The organism is Polyangium jinanense (assembly GCF_028435365.1).
Window position 1 is genome coordinate 400455 of the sequence record NZ_JAGTJJ010000003.1, and the last position, 19999, is coordinate 420453.

At 68.4% G+C, this 19999-nt stretch carries 15 protein-coding genes; 13 read left to right on the plus strand and 2 right to left on the minus strand.

Annotated elements, in window-relative coordinates; all coding sequences use genetic code 11:
• Position 1 precedes the first annotated feature (1 nt).
• From KEG57_RS10785 to KEG57_RS10795, 3 genes are read left to right on the plus strand one after another with little or no spacing between them, the layout of a single operon-like run.
• The gene (locus KEG57_RS10785) at positions 2-1087 is read left to right on the plus strand and encodes a MaoC family dehydratase (protein ID WP_272419624.1); all 1086 of its coding nucleotides are present in this window, start codon (positions 2-4) and stop codon (positions 1085-1087) included.
• Between the two features lie 32 nt (positions 1088-1119).
• Entirely contained in the window at positions 1120-1536 is a 417-nt protein-coding gene (gene mce / locus KEG57_RS10790) for a methylmalonyl-CoA epimerase (RefSeq protein ID WP_272419625.1), read from the plus strand.
• A 7-nt stretch (positions 1537-1543) separates the two neighbouring features.
• Entirely contained in the window at positions 1544-1858 is a 315-nt protein-coding gene (locus KEG57_RS10795) for a cupin domain-containing protein (protein WP_272419626.1), read from the plus strand.
• Between the two features lie 71 nt (positions 1859-1929).
• Here KEG57_RS10795 and KEG57_RS10800 read toward each other — a convergent pair whose 3' ends face one another.
• Positions 1930-2355, minus strand: coding sequence for a hypothetical protein (locus KEG57_RS10800; protein WP_272419627.1), 426 nt, complete (start codon positions 2353-2355; stop codon positions 1930-1932).
• Between the two features lie 105 nt (positions 2356-2460).
• Between KEG57_RS10800 and KEG57_RS10805 the strand changes: the two genes are divergently transcribed.
• The 5 genes from KEG57_RS10805 (at position 2461) to KEG57_RS10825 (ending at position 8438) form a co-directional block, all read left to right on the plus strand.
• Positions 2461-3429, plus strand: coding sequence for a quinone oxidoreductase family protein (locus KEG57_RS10805; RefSeq protein ID WP_272419628.1), 969 nt, complete (start codon positions 2461-2463; stop codon positions 3427-3429).
• A gap of 45 nt (positions 3430-3474) precedes the next feature.
• Positions 3475-5154, plus strand: a complete 1680-nt coding sequence (gene hutU, locus KEG57_RS10810) for a urocanate hydratase (RefSeq protein ID WP_272419629.1) — start codon at positions 3475-3477, stop codon at positions 5152-5154.
• A gap of 12 nt (positions 5155-5166) precedes the next feature.
• Positions 5167-5586, plus strand: coding sequence for a hypothetical protein (locus KEG57_RS10815; RefSeq protein WP_272419630.1), 420 nt, complete (start codon positions 5167-5169; stop codon positions 5584-5586).
• Between the two features lie 75 nt (positions 5587-5661).
• The gene (locus KEG57_RS10820; protein ID WP_272419631.1) at positions 5662-7356 is read left to right on the plus strand and encodes a thiamine pyrophosphate-dependent enzyme; all 1695 of its coding nucleotides are present in this window, start codon (positions 5662-5664) and stop codon (positions 7354-7356) included.
• Entirely contained in the window at positions 7353-8438 is a 1086-nt protein-coding gene (locus tag KEG57_RS10825; RefSeq protein WP_272419633.1) for a 3-oxoacyl-ACP synthase III family protein, read from the plus strand. Before KEG57_RS10820 ends, KEG57_RS10825 begins: the two co-directional genes overlap by 4 nt.
• Here the strand turns inward: KEG57_RS10825 and KEG57_RS10830 are convergent.
• Positions 8433-9734 carry a cytochrome P450 gene (locus KEG57_RS10830; protein ID WP_272419634.1) on the minus strand — a complete coding sequence of 434 codons (1302 nt, stop codon included), beginning with the start codon at positions 9732-9734 and terminating at the stop codon, positions 8433-8435. The two genes, KEG57_RS10825 and KEG57_RS10830, sit on opposite strands and share 6 nt — an antisense overlap.
• A 152-nt stretch (positions 9735-9886) precedes the next feature.
• Here KEG57_RS10830 and KEG57_RS10835 point away from each other — a divergent pair, with 152 nt between their 5' ends.
• From KEG57_RS10835 to KEG57_RS10855, 5 genes are all read left to right on the plus strand, one after another.
• The gene (locus KEG57_RS10835) at positions 9887-12097 is read left to right on the plus strand and encodes a prolyl oligopeptidase family serine peptidase (protein WP_272419636.1); all 2211 of its coding nucleotides are present in this window, start codon (positions 9887-9889) and stop codon (positions 12095-12097) included.
• Between the two features lie 163 nt (positions 12098-12260).
• Entirely contained in the window at positions 12261-16997 is a 4737-nt protein-coding gene (locus tag KEG57_RS10840) for an AMP-binding protein (RefSeq protein WP_272419637.1), read from the plus strand.
• Positions 16994-17995 carry an NAD-dependent epimerase/dehydratase family protein gene (locus KEG57_RS10845; protein WP_272419638.1) on the plus strand — a complete coding sequence of 334 codons (1002 nt, stop codon included), beginning with the start codon at positions 16994-16996 and terminating at the stop codon, positions 17993-17995. Before KEG57_RS10840 ends, KEG57_RS10845 begins: the two co-directional genes overlap by 4 nt.
• A gap of 65 nt (positions 17996-18060) precedes the next feature.
• Complete coding sequence (locus KEG57_RS10850; protein ID WP_272419640.1) at positions 18061-19116, plus strand: hypothetical protein; 1056 nt, start codon at positions 18061-18063, stop codon at positions 19114-19116.
• Positions 19117-19137: 21 nt separating this feature from the next.
• Positions 19138-19995, plus strand: coding sequence for a CvfB family protein (locus KEG57_RS10855; protein ID WP_272419641.1), 858 nt, complete (start codon positions 19138-19140; stop codon positions 19993-19995).
• The last annotated feature ends 4 nt before the right edge of the window (positions 19996-19999 follow it).

Consider the following 19999-nt stretch of genomic DNA (forward strand, 5'->3'; position numbering starts at 1 on the left):
AATGATCCACACGATCCGCTACGGTAGGCTCTTCGACGATTTCGTTCCCGGGGCGATCTACGCCCATCCCTGGGAAGTGACGGTCGACGAGGGCATGCTCGCCTTCTTCGCCGCCTCGTTCCAGGACGCGAACCCGACCTACGCGAGCCGGCGCGCCGCGCGGGAGCTCGGCCTTCGCGACAGGCCCGTCCACCCGCTCTTGCTCCTGAACCTCGGCCTGTCGTTCAGCGTGCACGACGTGAGCGAGCAGGCGATCGCCCACCTCGCATACATGGACGTGCGCTTCCCGAACGCGTGTTACCCGGGCGATACCGTGGTCGCCGCGTCGCGGGTCATCGGCACGCGTCCCGTCTCGACCGGCGACAAGGGCGTGGTGCACGTGCGCACCGAAGTCTCGAACCAGGACGGCGAGGTCGTTTGCTCGTTCGAACGCAAAGTGCTCGTGCGTGTGGGCAACGTCTCGGGGCGGGCCGCGGCCTTGCCGCAAAGCCCGGTCGACGAGCGCCCCGCCGCGCCCATGCCCCGCGCGCCGGCCTCGCTCCTCGGGGACCTCTCGCCCCCGCGCCGCGCCGCGTTTCCCACGTTCTGGGACGATTTCGAGGTCGGCGACGTCTACGCGCACGAGGCCGGGCGCACCGTGAGCGAGGCCGAGCACATGCAGCTCACGACGCTCTTCCGGAACTCGCATCCGATGCACGTCGACGAACGGTATTGCCAGAAGAGCTCGTTCGCGAAGACGCGTGTCGTCTTCGGCGGCCTCGTGCTCGCCTGGGTGCTCTCGCTGTCGAGCCGCGACACCGCGGGCAACGCCGTCTGGGACCTCGGGCTCGACGACGGCGCGCATCCGAGCGGCGTGCTCGCCGGCGACACGCTTTATGCCGCGTCGTCGGTCGTCGCCAAGGAAGAGCGCGGCAAAGATGCTGGGATCGTGGTCCTGCGTGTGATCGGGCTCAAGAACACGCCGGCGCGGGTCCTGCTCGAAAGGGGGGCGGACCTGTTCACGCCCGAGCTCGGCAAGACGGCCGGCCGTGTGCCCGAGAAGGCCGTCGAGATCACCCGCACGCTCCTCGTGCGGCGTCGCACGTGAATTGCATTCATCCCACCGGTCCGGAGAGCAACATGATCAAGATCAAGCGCATCGATCACGTCGCCATCGCCGTCGACAACATTGATCACGCGCTCGTGAAGTGGCAACAGGCGCTCGGCCTCGAGCCCGGCGTGCGGGAGCTCGTCTCCTCGCAGAAGACCGAAGTCGTGCTCCTGCCCGTGGGCGAAAGCAACGTCGAGCTGATCGAGCCCAAGGGCAACGAGGGGCTGCAGAAGTTCCTCGAGAAAAAAGGCCCCGGCCTGCACCACATCGCCGTGGAGGTCGAAGGCATCGAAGCTGCGCTCGCGCTCCTGAAATCGCTCCACGTCCCGCTCATCGACGAGACCCCGCGTGTCGGCGCGCGGGGCCACAAGGTGGCGTTCCTGCACCCGCGCGCGACGGGCGGCGTGCTCGTCGAGCTCGTCGAGCCCGAACCGTCGCATGGATGAGCGAACGATGACGATCACGCCGATCCAGCTCAAGGATGCGCTCCGCGGCGAGGGCGAGCGCGAGGTCCGCACCGTCCTTTCCGACGAGCGCCGCAAGCTCGTGCTCATCGCGCTGCGCGAGGGCGCGGTGCTCGCGGCGCACCACGCGATCCACCCGATCACCATCCATTGCCTCGAAGGCCAGGGCGAGCTCCGCGTGGGCGAGGAGGTCGTCCCGATGTCGCCGGGCGTCGTCGTGCCGCTCGACGCCCACGTCGTGCACGAGGTCGAGGGCAAACCCGCGCTCGTGCTGCTCGTGACGATGTTCCGCGACAAGAAGTGACAGGCGCGGTTCGTCGGGCCGATCGCATTGCCCGGACGAACCACGTTTGTCCCTTGCTACGATTGTCTCTGCTACTCGCGCCCCTCGGCGGCAGACACGGCGGCGACGACCTCGGAAAAATCCCACTTGTCGGTCGCCGCGTCCGCGCTGCTCGGCGGCGGCGGGAACACGCTCTTTCGGGTGACGGCGGCGATGAGCTGCCCGAGCGTGACCTCGGCCTCGCGCGGGCTGCCCGCGACCCCGAGCTTCGCGCCCACGTCCTTCGCCACCATGTCGAATGCCTCGGGGTCGAAGTCGTAGAGCTCGGCGTCCACGAGCAGCACGAGCGGCCGATACTTCGCCGAGTCGCTGCGCAGATCGAGCAGGTTCGACTCCCGGAGGGCCACGCCGGAGGGCCCGAGCACCACGCCCGCCCGCGAAAAGGTGTCGGGGGGCAGGCCCACGGCGAGGACCAGCGGGGCATGGAAGCTCACGGGGGTCGGGCGATCGAGGGCCATGGCTCCCCGCAATAGCAGAATCCGATCGGCTTTGGAACGCGGCCGCTCGTTCCCGTCCACCCATGAGCTCTTGACGCTCGGGGCCACCTCGGCGAATTGCGCTGTATGCGCGCCATCGCCGTTTCCACGCCGGGCGGTCGGGAGGCTCTCTCCCTCGCCGAGTTCGACACTCCCACACCGGGCCCCGGTCAGGCCCTCGTTCGCGTCGAAGCCGCGGGCGTGAACTACATCGACGTCTATCAGCGCACCGGTCTCTACAAGATGGCCCTGCCTGGGCGCCTCGGCCTCGAAGGCGCCGGCGTGGTCGAGGCGGTGGGCCCCGAGGTCACGTCGATCGCGCCCGGCCAGCGCGTCGCCTGGGCCTCCGTGCCCGGCTCGTACGCGAGCCACGTGATCGCGTCCGTCGACAAGCTCGTCGTCGTGCCCGAGGGCGTCGATACGAAGACGGCCGCGGCCGTGATGCTGCAAGGCATGACCGCGCATTACCTCGCCACCTCGACGTACCCGCTCGGCCCGGGCGATACGTGCATCGTGCACGCGGCCGCGGGCGGCGTGGGCCTGCTTCTGTGCCAGCTCGCCGATCACGCGGGCGCATTCGTGTTCGGCACGGTCTCGACGGCCGAGAAGGCGGCCCTCGCGCGCGCGGCGGGCGCCGACGAGGTGATCCTTTACCGCGAGGTCGATTTCGCCGCCGAGGCCCGGCGCCACACGGACGGCGCGGGCGTCGATGTCGTGTACGACTCCGTCGGGAAAGACACCTTCGATCGCAGCCTCGGGGCCCTCAAGCGCCGCGGCATGCTCGTGCTGTACGGTCAATCGAGCGGCCCCGTCGCGCCCTTGGATCCGCAGCGCCTCTCGGCGGCGGGCTCGGTCTTCCTGACGCGACCGGGCCTCGCCGACTACACGGCCACGCGCGAGGAACTCGCCGCCCGCGCCGCGCAGCTCTTCGCGCGGATCGCCGAGGGCGCGCTTTCCGTCCGCATCCACGCCGAGCTCCCGCTCGCGGACGCCGCCGAGGCCCACCGCCGCCTCGAAGGCCGGGAGACGACGGGCAAGCTCCTCCTGATCCCGTAGCGCCTCGCCGCACCCATTCTCCGGCTGTCGTGGTAAAGCGGGAGCATGTCGACCCGCCAATCTGGTCCCCGTCCCGTCCGCGCGCCCCGCGGTTCCACCCTTTCTTGCAAGGGCTGGGTGCAGGAGGCCGCGCTGCGCATGCTCCACAACAACCTCGACGCCGAGGTCGCCGAGCGGCCGGACGATCTCGTCGTCTACGGCGGCACGGGCAAGGCCGCGCGTTCGTGGGAGGCGTTCGACGTCATCGTCCGCGAGCTCCAGGATCTCGCGGACGATGAAACCTTGCTCGTGCAGTCGGGCAAGGCCGTGGGCCGGTTCCGCACGCACCCGGACGCGCCGCGCGTGCTCATCGCGAACAGTAACCTCGTCGGTCGCTGGGCGAACTGGGACGAGTTCCGCAAGCTCGAGCAGCTCGGCCTCACGATGTACGGCCAGATGACGGCGGGCTCGTGGATCTACATCGGCACGCAGGGCATTTTGCAGGGCACGTACGAGACGTTCGTCGCGGCACGCAAGGCGCACGAGGCGCGTTCGGGCCGCCCGGGCGGGCGCTGGGTGCTCACGGCGGGGCTCGGCGGCATGGGCGGCGCGCAGCCGCTCGCCGCGACGATGGCCGGCATGTCCTGCCTCGCGGTCGAGATCGATCCGCACCGCATCGAGCGCCGCCTGGAGACGCGTTACGTCGATCAGCGCATCGACGACCTCGGAAAGGCGCTCGCCGCGATCGAGGCGGCCGTCGAGAAGAACCAGCCCACCTCGATCGCGATCTGCGGGAACGCGGCCGACATCTTCCCCGAGCTCGTGCGGCGTGGCGTGGTGCCGGACCTCGTCACCGAGCAGACGGCCGCGCACGATCCGCTCATCGGTTACATCCCCGAGGGCCTCTCGCTCGCGGAGGCGGCCGCGCTCCGGGCCTCGAACCCGAAGGAGTACGTGACGCGGGCGAAGCGCTCCATGCGGCTCGAAGTCGAGGCCATGCTGGAAATGGCGCAATGCGGTTCGGAGGTCTTCGACTACGGCAACAACATCCGGACGTGTGCGCAGGAGGCCGGTTGCGAGCGCGCCTTTGACATCCCGGGCTTCGTGCCGGCGTACATCCGCGAGCTCTTTTGCCAGGGCAAGGGCCCGTTCCGCTGGGTCGCGCTCTCGGGCGATCCGGAGGACATCCTCGCCACGGACCGCGCGGTGCTCGAAGCCGTGCCGAACGACCCGGACCTCGCGCGGTGGATCAAGCTCGCCGGGGAGCGCGTGAAGTTCCAGGGGTTGCCCGCGCGCATCTGCTGGCTCGGGTATGGCGATCGCGCGAAGGTCGGCCTCGTGTTCAACGAGCTGGTTCGTCAGGGCAAAGTGAAAGCGCCGATCGTGATCGGCCGTGACCACCTCGATTGCGGGTCGGTGGCGAGCCCGTTCCGCGAGACGGAGGCCATGAAGGACGGCTCGGACGCGATTGCGGACTGGGCGATTTTGAACGCGCTCGCGAACACGGCGGGCGGCGCGTCCTGGGTGAGCTTCCATCACGGCGGCGGCGTGGGCATCGGCAATTCGTTGCACGCGGGGATGGTCATCGTCGCGGATGGAACGGACGCGGCGGCGCGGCGGCTCGAACGGGTCTTGACGATCGATCCGGGCATGGGCGTGATTCGCCACGCGGATGCGGGATACGAGACGGCTGTGCACGTCGCCGAGGAAAAGGGCGTCCGGGTGCCGCACCGGATGAAAGGCTAGGTCGTCGTGAGGGTGGGGGGGCATGACATCGACGTAGAAACGCCGGATCTCCTGATCCTTCGCATCCGCCGTGAGATCTTCCCCGCGGATGCGGAGGCCTTCGGCGCGGCCATGAAGGCGCAGACCCGGGGCGGGACCGCCTTCATTCTCAGCCTCATCGAGGGCGAGATCGCGATGAGCGCGACGAGCCGGAAGGCGTTCATCGAGGCGATGCGCGGCATCCCTCGCCTCGTCAACGCCGTGGTTGGCGCGAGTTTCGGCTCCCGCGTGCTCGCGCAGCTCGTCGCGACCGCTGCGCGCGTGCTCGCGCGGACCGGGTTCGACCTTGCATTTTTCGACGACGAGCCGAGCGCCCGGGCGTGGCTGCGCGCCCAGGGGTGCGTCGCGTGCGGGGCGCCATCCGGACCTGACAGATCCTCCGGTTTGTCGTAATCTCCGCCCGGAACGGAGCCCCGAGGTACCGCACGACGAAGGGATCGCGGGTGAGCTCGTCGTGTGGATGCATCGATGGCGCGACCGCACCCTGACGCTCCTCTGGTCACGACGGTTTCTGACGAGCTGATCGAAGGGCTGCGGCTCCTCGGGGCGCAATTCGCGTTCGGCGTGGCCGGCGGCGCGCTGGTTCCTTTTTACGGCGCGCTGATGCGGTCATCGCTCGAGGTCGTCCATTGCCGTCACGAGAGCGGCGCGGTGTATGCGGCGATCGAGGCCTCCCTTTTGACCGACGCGCCGGCGATTGCGTTCACGACGACCGGCCCGGGGCTCACGAATGCGATCACCGGCGTGGTCACGGCCCGCTGGGAAGGGGCGAAGATCCTGCTCGTGTCGGGCGCGACGGGCGGCGAGCTCCGGGGGCGTTTTGCCTTGCAGGAGAGCAATACGCAGACGTTGCCGGGCGACCTTTACACGCCTTCCACGCTCTTCGATCATGCCGTCGCGCTCGAGCACGAGGCCGAGTTGCCGCGCGTGATGCGGACCCTCGCGCGTGGATTTGCGCGCCGGCGTGGGTTCGTCGCCCATGTCGCCATGCCCCTTGCTTTGCAGGCCAAACAAGCTCCGCGCGTGCCGCTCACCGTCCCCGCCGCGGATGTCGCGGCGAACGAGGCGATCGTGACGCGGGTGCTGGAATGCTTGCGCGAGCCCTTTGCCTTGTGGGTCGGTCATGGAGCGCGTCATGCCGCCGCCGAGGTGCGGGAGCTCGTCGCGCGCACCGGCGCGCCGGTGATCTCCACGCCGCGCGGCAAGGGGATCGTCTCCGAGGAGGACGCGCATTACCTCGGGGTCAGCGGCGCGGTTGGCAGCGATCCCGATCTCGTGGAGCGCCTGAAGGCGAGCCACGTCCATCGCACGCTGGTGCTCGGATCCCGGCTCAGCGAGTTCAGCACGGCTTTTCTGGAAGGATTGATTCCCCCGCGCGGATTGATTCACATCGACCTCGATCCCGACGTGCCGGGCAGCGCATTTCCCCAGGCCGATACACTCGCCGTGCAGGCGGAGATTGGGGGATTTTTGCGCGCGCTACTCGCTCGCATCGACGCCCGCCCGCGCAGGGTTTTTCCTGTGCCTCGATCCAGACCGCCACGCCTCGATCCACGCGAGACGCCCGCGCGGGTTCGCCCGCAATATCTCATGCAATGCTTGCAAGATCGGGTGATCGAAGGCTCGCCCGGCGTGCTCCTGGCCGAGGCGGGCAATGCGTTTGCCTGGACCACCCGATATCTGCGTTTCGCATCGCCGCATCGATATCGCCAGTCCGGCCTGTTCTGCCCGATGGGACACATCAGCGCCGGGGCTATCGGCGCGGCGCTCGCGACGCGAAAGCGGGCCGTCGCGGTGGTCGGCGACGGCGCCTTCCTCATGCAGAACGAAATCAACACGGCCGCGAAGCTCGGCGCCGAGGTGACCTGGATCGTGCTCAACGACGCGCGGTACGGCATGGTCGATCAAGGCCTCCGCGCGCTCGGCCATGCAAGGCCGGAGGTCGATTTCCCCGAGGTCGACTTCGCCCTGCTTGCCCGTTCCCTCGGCGCCGAGGGCGTCCGCGTGCGGGACGAGACGCAAGCTTTCGAAGCGCTCGATATGGCGATGCGGGCCCGCGGCCCGTTCGTGCTCGACGTGCCCATCGACCTCGACGAACCGGCGCCCTTCGGCGACCGCCTGCGCAGCATCGACCACCAGACGCAAGGAATCTCCTCCAAATGACGAACCCTTCCGGCACGATCACCGCCCTCGGCGTCGCATTTCCCCGGCAGATCCGGACGAACGACTGGTGGGAGGAGCATTATCCGGCGCTGATCACGAACGCTCGCGAGGCCACCCTGGCCAAGGTCTGGGCCGATTTCGAGGACACGCAGCCGAGCCATTACGATCGCGCGATCGCTCGATACCTCGCCGATCCATTCCGCGGCACGGTCGAGCGCCGGGTCATGCCCGCGGACATGCGCGCGCAGGACCTCGAACGCGCGGCCGCACGTGCGGCCCTGGAAGCCGGCGCGATCGATCCCGCGAGCGTCGATCTCCTTCTGGTTCACGCCCTGCGGCCCGATAGCCACGTGGTCGGCGACGCCGCGTACGTGGTCCGCGACCTCGGGCTGCGGGCCCCCGCCATCAGCTTCGAGACCGCTTGCTCGTCGGCGCTCGTCGGGTTTCACCTGGCCAGCGATCTGATTCGTGCCGGCCGTTATCGCCGGATCCTCGTCATCGTCTGCTGCACGTACACCCGCGACGTCGACCAGGCCGACTCGTTTTCCTGGTTTCTCGGCGACGGCGCCGCGGCCTTCGTGGTCGAGCCGGCCCCGGCCGGCATGGGCGTGCTCGGGGCGCATACCGTGCCCACGACCGAGACCTGCGGCGCATTCGCGTACGAGTTGACGATCCTCGGCGGCGCCCCGGCGCTGCAAATTCAGGCGAACAAGCACATCGCCGGCAAGAGCATTCGCGACGCGTCCGAGAGCTACCTCCGCACCTGTGTCGACGGCGCGCTCCGCGAGGCGAAGCTCGAATTGAAGGACGTGGATTTCCTGATCTGCAACACGCCCACGGCCTGGTATGCGGAGTTCTGCGCCACCGCCCTCGGGCTCGGCATGGATCGCACCGTCGATACCTATCCGCGTTATGCGAATTGCGGCCCGACGCTCTGGCCGAACAATTTGCACACGGCGCTCGCGGAGAAGCGGATCCGGCCCGGGGACGTCGTGCTCGGGTTTTCCGTGGGCAGCGTCAGCACGGCCTCGGCCGTGGTGTTCCGGATCGGGGAGGTCGGGCTCCGGAGCGTCGAGTTATGAGCGCCGCCCTTCTACGTGCATTCGCACGCCGGGGCTCGGGCACAGCGCGATTCCCTCGCGCCGCCACGCGGGCTCGCGCGTCTCGTCGAGCCCGAGGCGATATTCGCGCAGGATCGTCCCGAGGATGATCGCGCTCTCGACTTTGGAGAGGCTCGCGCCGATGCAACGATGACTGCCTCCGCCAAACGGGAGGTACACGAAGGGGCTCGGCCGCGAGCCGTTCGAAAAACGCGCTGGATCGAAGCGCGAAGGCTCCGGCCACAGGTCCTCGCGGTGGTGGATCGTGCTGATCGCAGGGGAAACGAGCACCCCCGCGGGCACGCGAAGCGGCCCGAGATCGAGCGGCTCGACGAGCATCCGGAAGCACTGGCCCGCCGGCGGCCTGATCCGCATCACCTCGTCGATGATCGCGTCGAGCAAGGGCGCGCGCAGGAGCCCCTCCGTCTCGGCGATCGCGTCGATCTCGGCCTGCGCGCGCGCGAGGAGCGCGGGATCCCGATGCAGATAGTAGAGCGCCCACGCGAGCACCGACGACGTCGTCTCGTGGCCTCCGACGAGCAACGTGCGTAGCTCGTCGCGGATCGCCTCGTCGCCCGCTTGGCCTTCCGGATACGCCGCGAGCAAGAGCGCGAGGAGACTTCCATCCTGCTCGCCGCGCGCTCGTCCCTCGGCGATCCGGGCGTACAGCAGCCGGTCGAAGGCCCGCGAGGCCGCCATGAAGCGACCGAAGCGCGTGCGGCCGAAGCCCTCGATTTGCAGCGCCCGCGCCACGAGGAAGCTCGGCCGCACGTGAACCATCATGTCGAGCGTCGCGCGGCGCAGCGCGGGCTCTTTCGGATCGTCGGGCCCGAACAGGATCTGCGAGATGCTCGCGAGCGTCACCTCCCGCATGCGTTCGAGCGCGACGAAGGTTTGTCCCTTTGCGAGCCCTGTGAACGCGCCGCGCGTCGCATCCGCGATCGCCCCGAGCCACGCCGGCAGCGCGGCCCGACAGAGCGGACCGAGCAAGAGCTTGCGCTCGGCCTGGTGCTCCGGCCCCGACAGGAGCAGGAGCGATCGCCGCCCGAGGATCACGTCGAAGCTCTCGGGCGCCACGGCCCCGAACACGCCCACGTCGCGCACCGCGAAGATCGCCTTCACGAGCGCCGGATCACTCGTGACGACCGTGGTCGCCGACCAATCCCGCAGCGTGAAGGTATCGCCGTACCGATCACGCCAGCGCGAAAGCGCCGTGACCGGATCGGTGATGTAGCTCCAAGTATTCCACGTGCGTGAACCGGGGCCGGGGGGCAGCATAGGGCTCTCGTGGGCGTAGACGGGCAAGGGCGAGAAAAGGTCGGCGAGCCTCTCGTCCTTACGGCGCGCGCCCCGTCGCGCAACCCGAGGCTGCGGTATGCGCACATCGACACCTGACAGATCGCCTCGTCCGTCGTAACCTCGCCGCCGACATGACCTTGGTCCGTTCGTTTGCGGCGCTCGCGCCCCTCGCGCTCCTCCTCACCGCCTGCCCCGGCACCTCGCCGGTCACCGGCCCGAAGGACAAGGCCGGCCCTTCCACGTCGGCCTCCGCGTCCGTCGAGGCGCCCGGCCCCACGCTCGACCCGCCCCCGCCCACGCCCAAAAAGGCCGTGTTCAAGGAATATCACGGCGAGAGCGTTGCCGACGATTACCAGTGGCTCGAGGACGGCACGAGCACCGATGTCAAGAGCTGGGTCGGCGACCACAACCGGCGGACGCGGGCCTTCCTGGACATCCTGCCGGGCCGTCAGGCGCTCTACACGAGCGTGCGCAAGTTCGTCGAATACGGCTCGCCCGCGTTTTACGCGCTCCAGCACAAGGGCAACGTCCTCTTCTCGATGCGCTGGCGGCCGCCGAAGCAGCAGCCGTTCCTGGTCACGCTCACGCCCGTCGACAAGCCGAACGCCGAGAAGGTCCTCGTCGACCCGACCACGATCGACCCCTCGGGCAATACCTCGATCGATTATTACGTCGCCTCGCCCGACGGCGGGAAGATCGCGGTCTCGCTGTCGAAGGGCGGCAGCGAAGGCGGCTCGATCCGCGTCTTCGACGTGGGCTCGGGCCGCGAGATCGCCGAGGTCGTCCCGCAGGGCGCCGGCCGATACAAGGGCAAGAGCATTGCCTGGAATGCCGGCGGCACCGGATTTTTCTACACGCGTTATCCCGCCGAGGGCGAGGGCAAACCCGAGGACCGAGGGTTTTACCAGAAGGTCTATTTCCACAAGCTCTACACGCCGGTGAAGGACGACGCGCCGGCCATCGACAAACTGCCGCGCCTCGCGCAGATCGACCTCGAGACGAGCGGCGACGGCAAATTCGTCACGGCGCAAATCGAGAGCGGCTACGGCGGGCCGAAAGAGCACCACGTCTTCCGCCAGGGCGGGGGTTTTACCAAGGTCGCGGACGCGGTCGACGAGGTCGAGCGCATGGTCGCGGGGCCTGACGGCGACCTCTACATCATCTCGAAGAAGGACGCGCCGCGCGGCAAGCTCCTGCGCACCTCGGCGTGGAAGCCCCAGCTCGCGAAGGCCACGGTCGTCGTGCCCGAGGGCGAGTCGGTGCTCCGCGACGTGCTGCCCACGCTGCAGCGGATCTACGTGCGCTCGAGCGCAGGCGGGCCCACCGAGATGCGCTGGTTCGACATCAAAGGAAAGCCGGGCGGCGTCGTGCCGATCCTGCCCGTCTCCGGGGTGCACGAGGTCGTCTTGCTGCAGGACGACGACCTCTACTTCGAGAACGAGAGTTTTACCGAGGCCTCGGCCTGGTATCGCTTCCGCGCGTCGAGCGGCAAGGTCGAGAAGACCGCGATGGCTCAGCCCGCGACGGCCGATTTCAGCGACGCGACCGTGGTGCGCGAGACGTGCACGTCGAAGGACGGCACGAAGATCCCGCTCAGCATCCTGCGCAGGAAGGACGCGAAGTTCGACGGGCAGAACCCCACGATCCTCACGGGCCAGGGCGGCTTCGGCGTGGTCGTCGCGCCGGACTACGACCCCACGCGGCGCGCCTGGCTCGACGTCGGCGGCATCGTCGCGGTGGCGAACCTGCGCGGCGGCGGCGAGGGCGGCGACGGCTGGCACAAGGCCGGCATGCTCACGCAGAAGCAGACCGTGTTCGACGATTTCTTCGCCTGCGCCGAGCGATTGTTCGAGCTCAAAGTGACGAAGAGCGACAAGCTCGCCCTCCTCGGCGCCCCGCAGGCGCCGCTGCTCATGGGCGCGGCGCTCACGCAGCGGCCCGACATGTTCCGCGCCGTCGTCGCGCGCGGCGGCATCTACGACATGCTCCGGCTCGAAGGCACCCCGAACGGCGCCTACGACGTCCCCGAGTACGGCTCGATCGCCGACGAGAAGCAGTTCAAGGCGCTCTACGGCTACTCGCCGTACCACCGCGTCGAGGACGGCAAGCCCTACCCGGCGACGCTCCTGCTCACCGGTGAAAACGACCCGCGCGGCGATCCTTCACACGCCCGCAAGATGGCCGCACGCCTGCTCGCGGCGACGGGCGCCAAGGCGCCGATCCTCCTGCGTTCGAGCGGCGACACGGGTCGCGGCGTCGGTACACCGCTCGACCACGCGGTGCTCGAGGCCGTGGACGTCTACACATTTCTATTTCACGTGCTCGGCATCAAGAAGCCGTGATGGGGGTTTGGGGCACAGGGCGCCGTCAGGCGACCCGAAGCCCCAAGCGTTGATCGTGGTGCGGATCGGCTGCGAATCCATCTTCGCGCCACGTCGAGCTTGACTTGATCGGCCAAGGACCCGAAATCCTCTCCCTCTCACGGGGGGGAACGAGGCGAATTCCATGAGCGAGACGGAGATGAACGGAGCCGCTACATCCACCCCGCTGCTCCCTTCGCGCGTCCTCTCCGGCAAGCGGCTGGTGGTCGTCGGCGGGACGGGCTTCCTCGGCAAGGTCTGGGTCTCGATGCTCCTGCATCGCTTCCCCGAGATCGGCCATCTCTACCTGCTCGTCCGGCCCAAGGCGGGCCAGTCCGCCGAGGAGCGGTTCTGGTCGCAGATCGCCACCTCCGCCTCCTTCGACCCGATCCGCGAGGCGCACCCGGGCGCCGAGTTCGAGACGTGGATCGCCTCGAAGATCACCGCGATCGCCGGCGACATCGTCCATCACGAGTGTGGCCTCGACAAGGACCTGCTCGCGCGCATCGACGGCACGATCGACGCGGTCGTCAACGTCGCGGGTGTCGTCGACTTCAACCCGCCGCTCGACGAGGCGCTCGAGGTCAACGCGTTCGGCGTGACGAACCTCGTCTCGCTCGCTCGACGCCTCGGGGCGCCGGTCCTGCACACGAGCACGTGTTACGTCGCCGGGTATCGCTCCGGCCTCATCGAGGAGGTCGATCCGCGCGAGGTGCCGTTCCCGCGTGCCGAGGGCGAGACCTGGTTCGGCGCGGGCATCGCCGAGCGCACGCTCGATCGCTCGCACTGGGATCCGCAGCGCGAGATCGACGAGTGCCTCGACCTCGTCAAGCAAGCGCGGCACCGCTGTGAGGACGCGTTCCGGCAGAGCGCGTTCCTCGACGAGGCCAAGGAGAACCTGCAGGAGCGCGGCGAGCCTTGCCGCGGCACGGCGCTCGATGCCGAGCTCGCCAAGGTGAAGCGCCGCTTCATCGAGAACCAGCTCATCGAAGCCGGCACCGAGCGCGCGCATTTCTGGGGCTGGACGAACATCTACACGTACACGAAGAGCATCGGCGAGCAGGTCCTCGCGGCGAGCGGCGTGCCCTACACGATCGTTCGTCCGGCCGTCATCGAGTCCTCGTGCGTGTATCCGTTCCCCGGCTGGAACGAGGGCATCAACACGAGCGCGCCGTTCATCTACATGGCCATGCAGGGCCAGGTGCAGATCCCCGGCGACCACCGGGTCCACCTCGACATCATCCCCTGCGACATGGTCACGAGCGGCATGATCGCCTCGCTCTGCGAGCTGCTCGAAGGCAAGGCCGCGGTCGTCTACCAGTACGGCACGACGGACACGAACGGCTGCCGCATGACGCGGTACTACGAGCTCATGGGCCTCTACAAGCGCAAGCTCGCGTACGAGGGCAAGCGGAGCGCGCTCTTCGACTGGGTCAAGGCGTACTTCGAGCCCGTCGGCCTCACGAAGAAGCAATACGAGCAGCACGGCTCGCACCAGATCGCGAAGGCGATGAACACGCTCGGCGGCGTGCTCGGCAAGCTCGCGGGCGGGCCGGTGCGGCCTTTGCTCAAGCCTGCGTCGGACATGCTCCTCAGCGCGGCGAAGGCCGAGGAGAAGATGGCCGGCGTGATGGACATCTTCCTCCCGTTCGTCGCGGAGGCGGACTGGGTGTTCTCCTGCGCGAACACGCGCGCGGCGATGGCGCGCATGCCCGAGGACGAGCGCGCGAAGTTCTACTGGGAGCCCGAGAAGCTCGATTGGCGCTGGTTCATGTGGGAGATCCACATCCCGGGCCTCGAAAAGTGGGTCTTCCCGCTCATCGACGAGAAGCAGAACAAACAGCTCAAGGCCCTGCGCAAGTACGACCACCTCATCGACCTCATCGAGGAGATGGCCGAGCGGCACGACCATGCCGTCGCGCTGCAGCTCCTCACGGACGAGGGCCTCACGCGCACCACGTTCCGCGAGCTCCGGGACGGCATGCTCGCCACGGCCGCGCGCCTCGCGGCGGTCGGGGTTCGCCCGGGCGATCGTGTGCTGCTCACGGGCGAAAACCAGCCTGCGTGGCCCGTCGCGTACTTCGGCATCCTGCGGGCCGGCGCGGTCGCGGTGCCCGTCGATCCTGCGCTGGAGGAGCGCCAGCTCGCGAACATCATCCGTTCGTCGGGAGCGCGCGTCGCGCTCTGGGATCCGGTCGTCGAGGGCAAGGGTGGCAAGGGCGCACGCACCTCGTTCCCCGAGCTCCGCGTCTACGATCTCGCGAGTTTCGCGGACCCCGATGCGCACGAAAAACTCCCGGCGCCCGAGGTCACGGTCAAGGGCGAGGACATCGCGAGCATCATCTACACGAGCGGCACGACGGGCGATCCGAAGGGCGTCATGCTCTCGCATGACAACTTCACGGCGCTGCTCGCCTCGCTCGCGCCGATCTTCCCGCTCGCGCAGCACGACCGCATCCTGAGCGTCTTGCCGCTGCACCACACGTTCGAGTTCACGTGTGGGCTCCTCCTTCCGATCTCGCGTGGCACGCGCATCATCTACATCGGCGAGCTCAGCGGCGAGCGTGTCTCGAAGGGCCTCAAGGAGGGTCGCATCACGGCGATGGTCGGCGTGCCCGCGCTCTGGCAGATGCTCGAGCGCCGCGTGACCTCGCGCGTGAAGGAGCAGGGTCCCGCGGCCGCGGCGGCCTTCGACTGGGCCCTCGAGCTCAACCGTTTGCTCGGCGAGAAGGCCGGCTTGAACCTCGGCCGCCTCTTCTTCGGCACGGTGCACAAGGCGCTCGGTGGCAACGTTCGTTTCCTGATCTCGGGCGGCGCTGCGCTTCCCAAGGACACGGCGAACGTCTTCCGCGGCCTCGGTTTGCCGCTCAGCGAGGGGTACGGTTTGACCGAGGCGGCGCCCGTGCTCACCGTGGCCAAGGCCTCGCCGAGCCTGAAGCCGGGCACGGTCGGCAAGCCCATCCCGAACGTCGAGATCAAGATCGACAAACCCGACGCGGGCGGCGTTGGCGAGGTGCTCGCGCGCGGTCCCAACGTGATGCTCGGCTACGCGGGCAACGAGGAGGCCACGAGCGCTGCGATCGACGAAGGCGGGTGGCTGCACACGGGCGATCTCGGCAAGCTCGACAAGAAGGGCCGCCTCGTCATCGTCGGCCGCAAGAAGGACGTCATCGTCACGGCGAGCGGCGAGAACGTGTACCCGGACGACGTCGAGAACATCCTCGGCGGCACGCCGCACGTCCGCGAGATCGCGATCGTGGGCATCGACGATGGACAGGGCGGCGAGCGCGTCGCGTGCCTCGCCGTTCCGGAGCGCGACGAAGGCGAGCCCGCGGAGGGCGAGAAGCGTCCTTCCCGCGCCGAGCGCCACGAGAAGGCGATGAAGGCGCTGCGCGAGGCGTTCCAGAAGTTGCCGAAGGTCGCGCAGCCGTCGGTCGTGCACCTCTGGGATCACGACCTGCCGCGCACCGCGACCCGCAAGGTCAAGCGGAGCGAGGTGAAGAGCGTGCTCGCGAAGCTCGCGAGCGCGTCGGCGATGCCCGCGGGCGAGGGCGGGCAAGCGACGAGCGCGTCGGCGCGGCATGCGATTGCTACGATCGCGAACAAGAAGTCGGCCGATCTCACGCCGGGGATGAACCTCCGGGGGGATCTCCGGTTCGACTCGCTCATGGCGATGGAGCTCGCGGCCGCGCTCGAAGCGCAGACGGGCCGGGCGATCGACACCGACCGGCTCTCGCGTTGCGACACGGTGGGCGACGTGGAGGCGCTCGTCGTCGAGATCGGCGGCGAGGCGGCGCACGAGGTCGAGCTCGCGAAGGTCGAGGAGGGCGAGGACGAGCCGATCAAGCTCCCGAAGCCGTTCGCCGACATGGCCAAGCAGCTCCTCGGCAAGGCCCAGATGAACTTCTACGACCGGGTGATGCACCCCAAGGTCTACGGAAGGGCCTACATCCCGCACAACCGGAACACGATCGTCGCCTCGAACCACGCGAGCCACCTCGACATGGGGTTCGTCAAGTACGCCCTCGGCGCGTACGGCGACGAGCTCGTCTCGCTCGCGGCGCAGGACTATTTCTTCGAGTCGGGGAAATGGCGCCGCGCGTATTTCGAGAACCTGACGAACCTCGCGCCCTTCGATCGCAAGGGCGGGCTCCGGCAGGCGCTCCGCCAGGCGGGGGATCTGATCGATCAGGGCAACACGATCCTGATCTTCCCGGAGGGCACGCGCAGCACCGACGGCCAGATTCACGAGTTTGGCGCGGCGATCGGCCACCTCGCGCTGCACCACGAGGTGGACATCCTTCCGGTTTGGCTGGGCGGAACCTACGAGGCGTTGCCCAAGGGCGCGAATTTCCTGAAGAAGCGCGATCTCGTGGCGCGAATCGGCCCGCCGCTCGAAGTGCGCGAGCTCAAGCGCCTCACGGCCGGCATGAAGACGACCGTGGCGTGCCGCAAGGTCGCGGAATTGACGCGGCAGGCGGTGGTCCTCCTCAAGGAGGGCAAGGTGCTCGACATCCGGCAGATCGATCGGATCGAGGAGGCGGCGCCGAAGCAGGAACACCCGCTCGTCATCCTGTTCCGCGACCTCGAGACGAAGTTCGTCCCGGGCCGCGTGACGGCGCCGGTCACGTATTACTTCACGCTCGGCAACGAAAACGAGGCGAAGTGGACGCTGCGCGTCGAGCCGAGCAAGTGCGAGGCGAAGATGGGCAAGCCCGAGGGCGCCGCGGCCGATTGCGTGCTCAAGACGTCGCCCGAGATCTTCCTCAAGATCGTGCGTGAGGCCTACACGCCGAGCCCGATGGAGTTCATGTCGGGCGCCGTGAAATCGAACGACATCTCCCTGCTCTTGACCTTCCAGAAGGTATTCGATCTCGTATGAGCCGCTATCTCGTCACGGGTGCTACGGGGTTTCTCGGACGTCACCTCGTCTCGGTGCTGCTCTCGGGCGGTCACCAGGTGGTGGCGCTTTGCCGCAAGGACCCTGCGGACTTCGCCGGAAAAGAGGGTTTTTCGGTGGCGCGCGGCGACGTGCTCGACGCGGAGAGCGTCAAGCGCGCGGCCGAGGGCTGCGAAGGCCTCTTCCATTGCGCGGGCCGGGTCTCGCGGCGGCCGGAGGACGCGGAGGCGCTCTTCCGGGTGCACGTCGAGGGCACGAAGATCACGCTCGACGCGGCGCGGGCCGCGGGCGTGCGGCGTGTCGTCCTGGCGAGCACGAGCGGCACGATCGCCGTGAGCCGTGAGGCCAAGGTCATCGACGAGACGGCCTTGCCGCCGCAGGACGTGATCGCGCGCTGGCCGTATTACCGGTCGAAGCTTTATGCCGAGAAGGCGGCGCTCGATCGGAATGGCGCCGGGTTCGAGGTCGTGTCGGTCAATCCCTCGCTCCTGCTCGGCCCCGGGGACGTGCTCGCCTCGTCGACCGGCGACGTCGTGAAGTTCATGGAGAAGCGCGTGCCGATGATCCCGAGCGGCGGCCTTTCGTTCGTGGACGCGCGGGACGTGGCCGTGACGATGTTGGCGGCCATGGAGAAGGGCCGGGCGGGCGAAAAATATCTGCTTGGCGCGAAAAACCTGACGTTCGAGGTGTTTTTCGGGATGCTCGAGCGCGTGACGGGCGTGAAGGGGCCGACCATGAAGGCGCCGAAGAGCCTGCTCTTGGCGCAAGCGGGCGCCGAGATCATGGAGCGGATCGCCAAGCGGATGAACACGGAGAGCCCGCTCGACCGGGTGAGCGCGGAGATGAGCCAGCATTACTGGTACCTCGACGCGAAGAAGGCGGCGCGGGAGCTCGGTTTCTCGCCGCGGGATGCGATCGAGACGCTCTCCGATACGGTGGCGGATCTGCGCGCGCGCGGGGTCGTCTGGCCGAAGGTGTAGGTCGAGGACGGCCGCTCGGGAGGCATTGCGATGCGCGCTGCCCTCGACTAGGGTCCGCGGGCGAGATGTCCTACGCCAAGCTCGTTTCCCCCACGTTTGTCGCGACCCTCGCCCTCACGGTTGCCGCCTGTGGCGGCTCCTCCGTGGAAAACCCGCCCCCGGCGGACCCGGTGAAGGACACCTCGACCACGCCGAGTGATGCTCCCTCGGCCGCTCCGACGGCGACGCCGACCGCGGCTCCCGAGGCCAAACCCGAGGCCAAGCCCGCCGCCCCGGCCGAGCCCGCGAAGCCCAAGGGGCTCGTCCACGATGCGGACGGCCCCGATGGGATTCGCCGCTGGGCGCTCTGGGATGGGCCGAAGACGGCCGCGGCCATCACGACGCCGAAGGCGTGGGTCGTCGCGCCCAACATGGGCAGCCTGGGGAGCACGCAGGATTCGTTCGCCGCGGTCCGGCTCAAGCTCGTCACCGTCCTTCGGGCCGACGCGAACGAGGTCGTCTACGAGGAGCGAGGGAACAAGTACGCGGTGCCGGCGGCGCTCGCGCGGCCCGCGGTGGCGCCGAAGGGGCTCAAGAAGGGCGCGTTCGCGATTTGCAATTTCGGGCAAAGCCACTTGGTCGGGCGTATCGAGGCCGTGGACGCGAAATCGGCGACGTGCGCGCTCTGGTTCATGAAGAAGCTGCGGAAGGAAAAGCTCCCGCTGGAGGAGGTGCTCGCGTTCGAGGCGCCGCTCGGCATGGGGAGTTATGCGATGGTGCACTTCGAGGGCGGTCCGGACACCGAGACGTGGTATCCCGCGCAGGTCTTCGTGGTGAGCGGCGAAGACGCCTGGGTCGAGATCGATACGCAGTTCGGCAATGGATACGGGGAGCGCGAGGGACGGAGGGTGCACAAGGTCAAGACGTCGAACATGAGGCCCATCGACGTCTCGAAGCCCCTCGCGGTGGGCGCGCCTTGCCTCACCGAGGACAACCCGCGTTCGGGGGACTGCAAGGTCAAAAAGGTGATCGAAGGTGGCCTCGCGTATGAGCTGACCTTCAAGGACGGCCAGCCGTTCAAAGAGGAATGGGACCTCGGCACCGTGGCGCCGCTCCCGAAGGAGGCGAAGCCGGCCAAGTAAAGGCCGTTCGCGACGAACCGCATGCCCTACGACGATCTCCTCGGCCGATTCGTGAACCTGCCCGTGCGGCGCCTGGGGCCGCCGGGCGCGTTTCTCGCCGTCGATTCGAGGGACCTGCGCCCGAATGCCGAGGTCGTGCTGCTGCCGCGGGGCGAGGTCCCCGAGGGCACGAAAGAGGGGGACGAGCTCGACGTTTTCGTCTACCTCGATTCGGAAGGGCGGCCCGTCGCGACGTTACGCACGCCGAAGGTCACGCTCGACGAGGTCGCCTTCCTGAAGGTGACGGACGTCAATCGGTACGGCGCGTTCTTCGATTGGGGCCTGCCAAAGGAGCTGCTCGTTCCGTACGCCGAGCAGACGCGCGACGTGCACGTGGGCGAGCGGCACCCGATTGGTTTGTTTCTCGACGATCGGGGGCGGCTCGCCGGGACGATGCGCGTGAGCGAGCTTTTGCGGGACCAGGGGGATTACGATCTCGACGAATGGATCGACGGGGAGGCGTGGCGGAACGACCCCGACATCGGATTGTTCGTCATTCTGGAACGGCGAGTCGTCGGGTTGGTCCCGGCATACGAGCCGCATCGACTCTCGCGCGGGGAAGCGGCGCGTTTCCGCGTGGCGAACATCCTGCCCGACGGCAAGGTCGAGCTTTCGCTCCGCGGGCACGCGCACGAGGAAATCGAAAACGACGCGGCGCGCGTGCTCGCGGTGATCGAGCGTCCGGGCGCGCCGCGTGTCGGCGATCGGTCGAGCCCGGACCAGATCCGATCGCTGTTTCAGCTCAGCAAGAAGGCCTTCAAGCGGGCCATCGGGCACCTCTTGAAGCAACGTGTGGTCTCGCTCGACCCGCAAGGGTTCATCGTGCCAAACCGGCGTTAGCGGC

Bases quoted from the DNA above. Each gene is read 5' to 3' on its own strand.
- KEG57_RS10785 (WP_272419624.1), top strand. From the start codon at position 2: ATGATCCACACGATCCGCTACGGTAGGCTCTTCGACGATTTCGTTCCC.
- mce (WP_272419625.1), top strand. From the start codon at position 1,120: ATGATCAAGATCAAGCGCATCGATCACGTCGCCATCGCCGTCGACAAC.
- KEG57_RS10795 (WP_272419626.1), top strand. From the start codon at position 1,544: ATGACGATCACGCCGATCCAGCTCAAGGATGCGCTCCGCGGCGAGGGC.
- KEG57_RS10800 (WP_272419627.1), bottom strand. From the start codon at position 2,355: ATGGCCCTCGATCGCCCGACCCCCGTGAGCTTCCATGCCCCGCTGGTC.
- KEG57_RS10805 (WP_272419628.1), top strand. From the start codon at position 2,461: ATGCGCGCCATCGCCGTTTCCACGCCGGGCGGTCGGGAGGCTCTCTCC.
- hutU (WP_272419629.1), top strand. From the start codon at position 3,475: ATGTCGACCCGCCAATCTGGTCCCCGTCCCGTCCGCGCGCCCCGCGGT.
- KEG57_RS10820 (WP_272419631.1), top strand. From the start codon at position 5,662: ATGGCGCGACCGCACCCTGACGCTCCTCTGGTCACGACGGTTTCTGAC.
- KEG57_RS10825 (WP_272419633.1), top strand. From the start codon at position 7,353: ATGACGAACCCTTCCGGCACGATCACCGCCCTCGGCGTCGCATTTCCC.
- KEG57_RS10830 (WP_272419634.1), bottom strand. From the start codon at position 9,734: ATGCTGCCCCCCGGCCCCGGTTCACGCACGTGGAATACTTGGAGCTAC.
- KEG57_RS10835 (WP_272419636.1), top strand. From the start codon at position 9,887: ATGACCTTGGTCCGTTCGTTTGCGGCGCTCGCGCCCCTCGCGCTCCTC.
- KEG57_RS10840 (WP_272419637.1), top strand. From the start codon at position 12,261: ATGAGCGAGACGGAGATGAACGGAGCCGCTACATCCACCCCGCTGCTC.
- KEG57_RS10845 (WP_272419638.1), top strand. From the start codon at position 16,994: ATGAGCCGCTATCTCGTCACGGGTGCTACGGGGTTTCTCGGACGTCAC.
- KEG57_RS10850 (WP_272419640.1), top strand. From the start codon at position 18,061: ATGTCCTACGCCAAGCTCGTTTCCCCCACGTTTGTCGCGACCCTCGCC.
- KEG57_RS10855 (WP_272419641.1), top strand. From the start codon at position 19,138: ATGCCCTACGACGATCTCCTCGGCCGATTCGTGAACCTGCCCGTGCGG.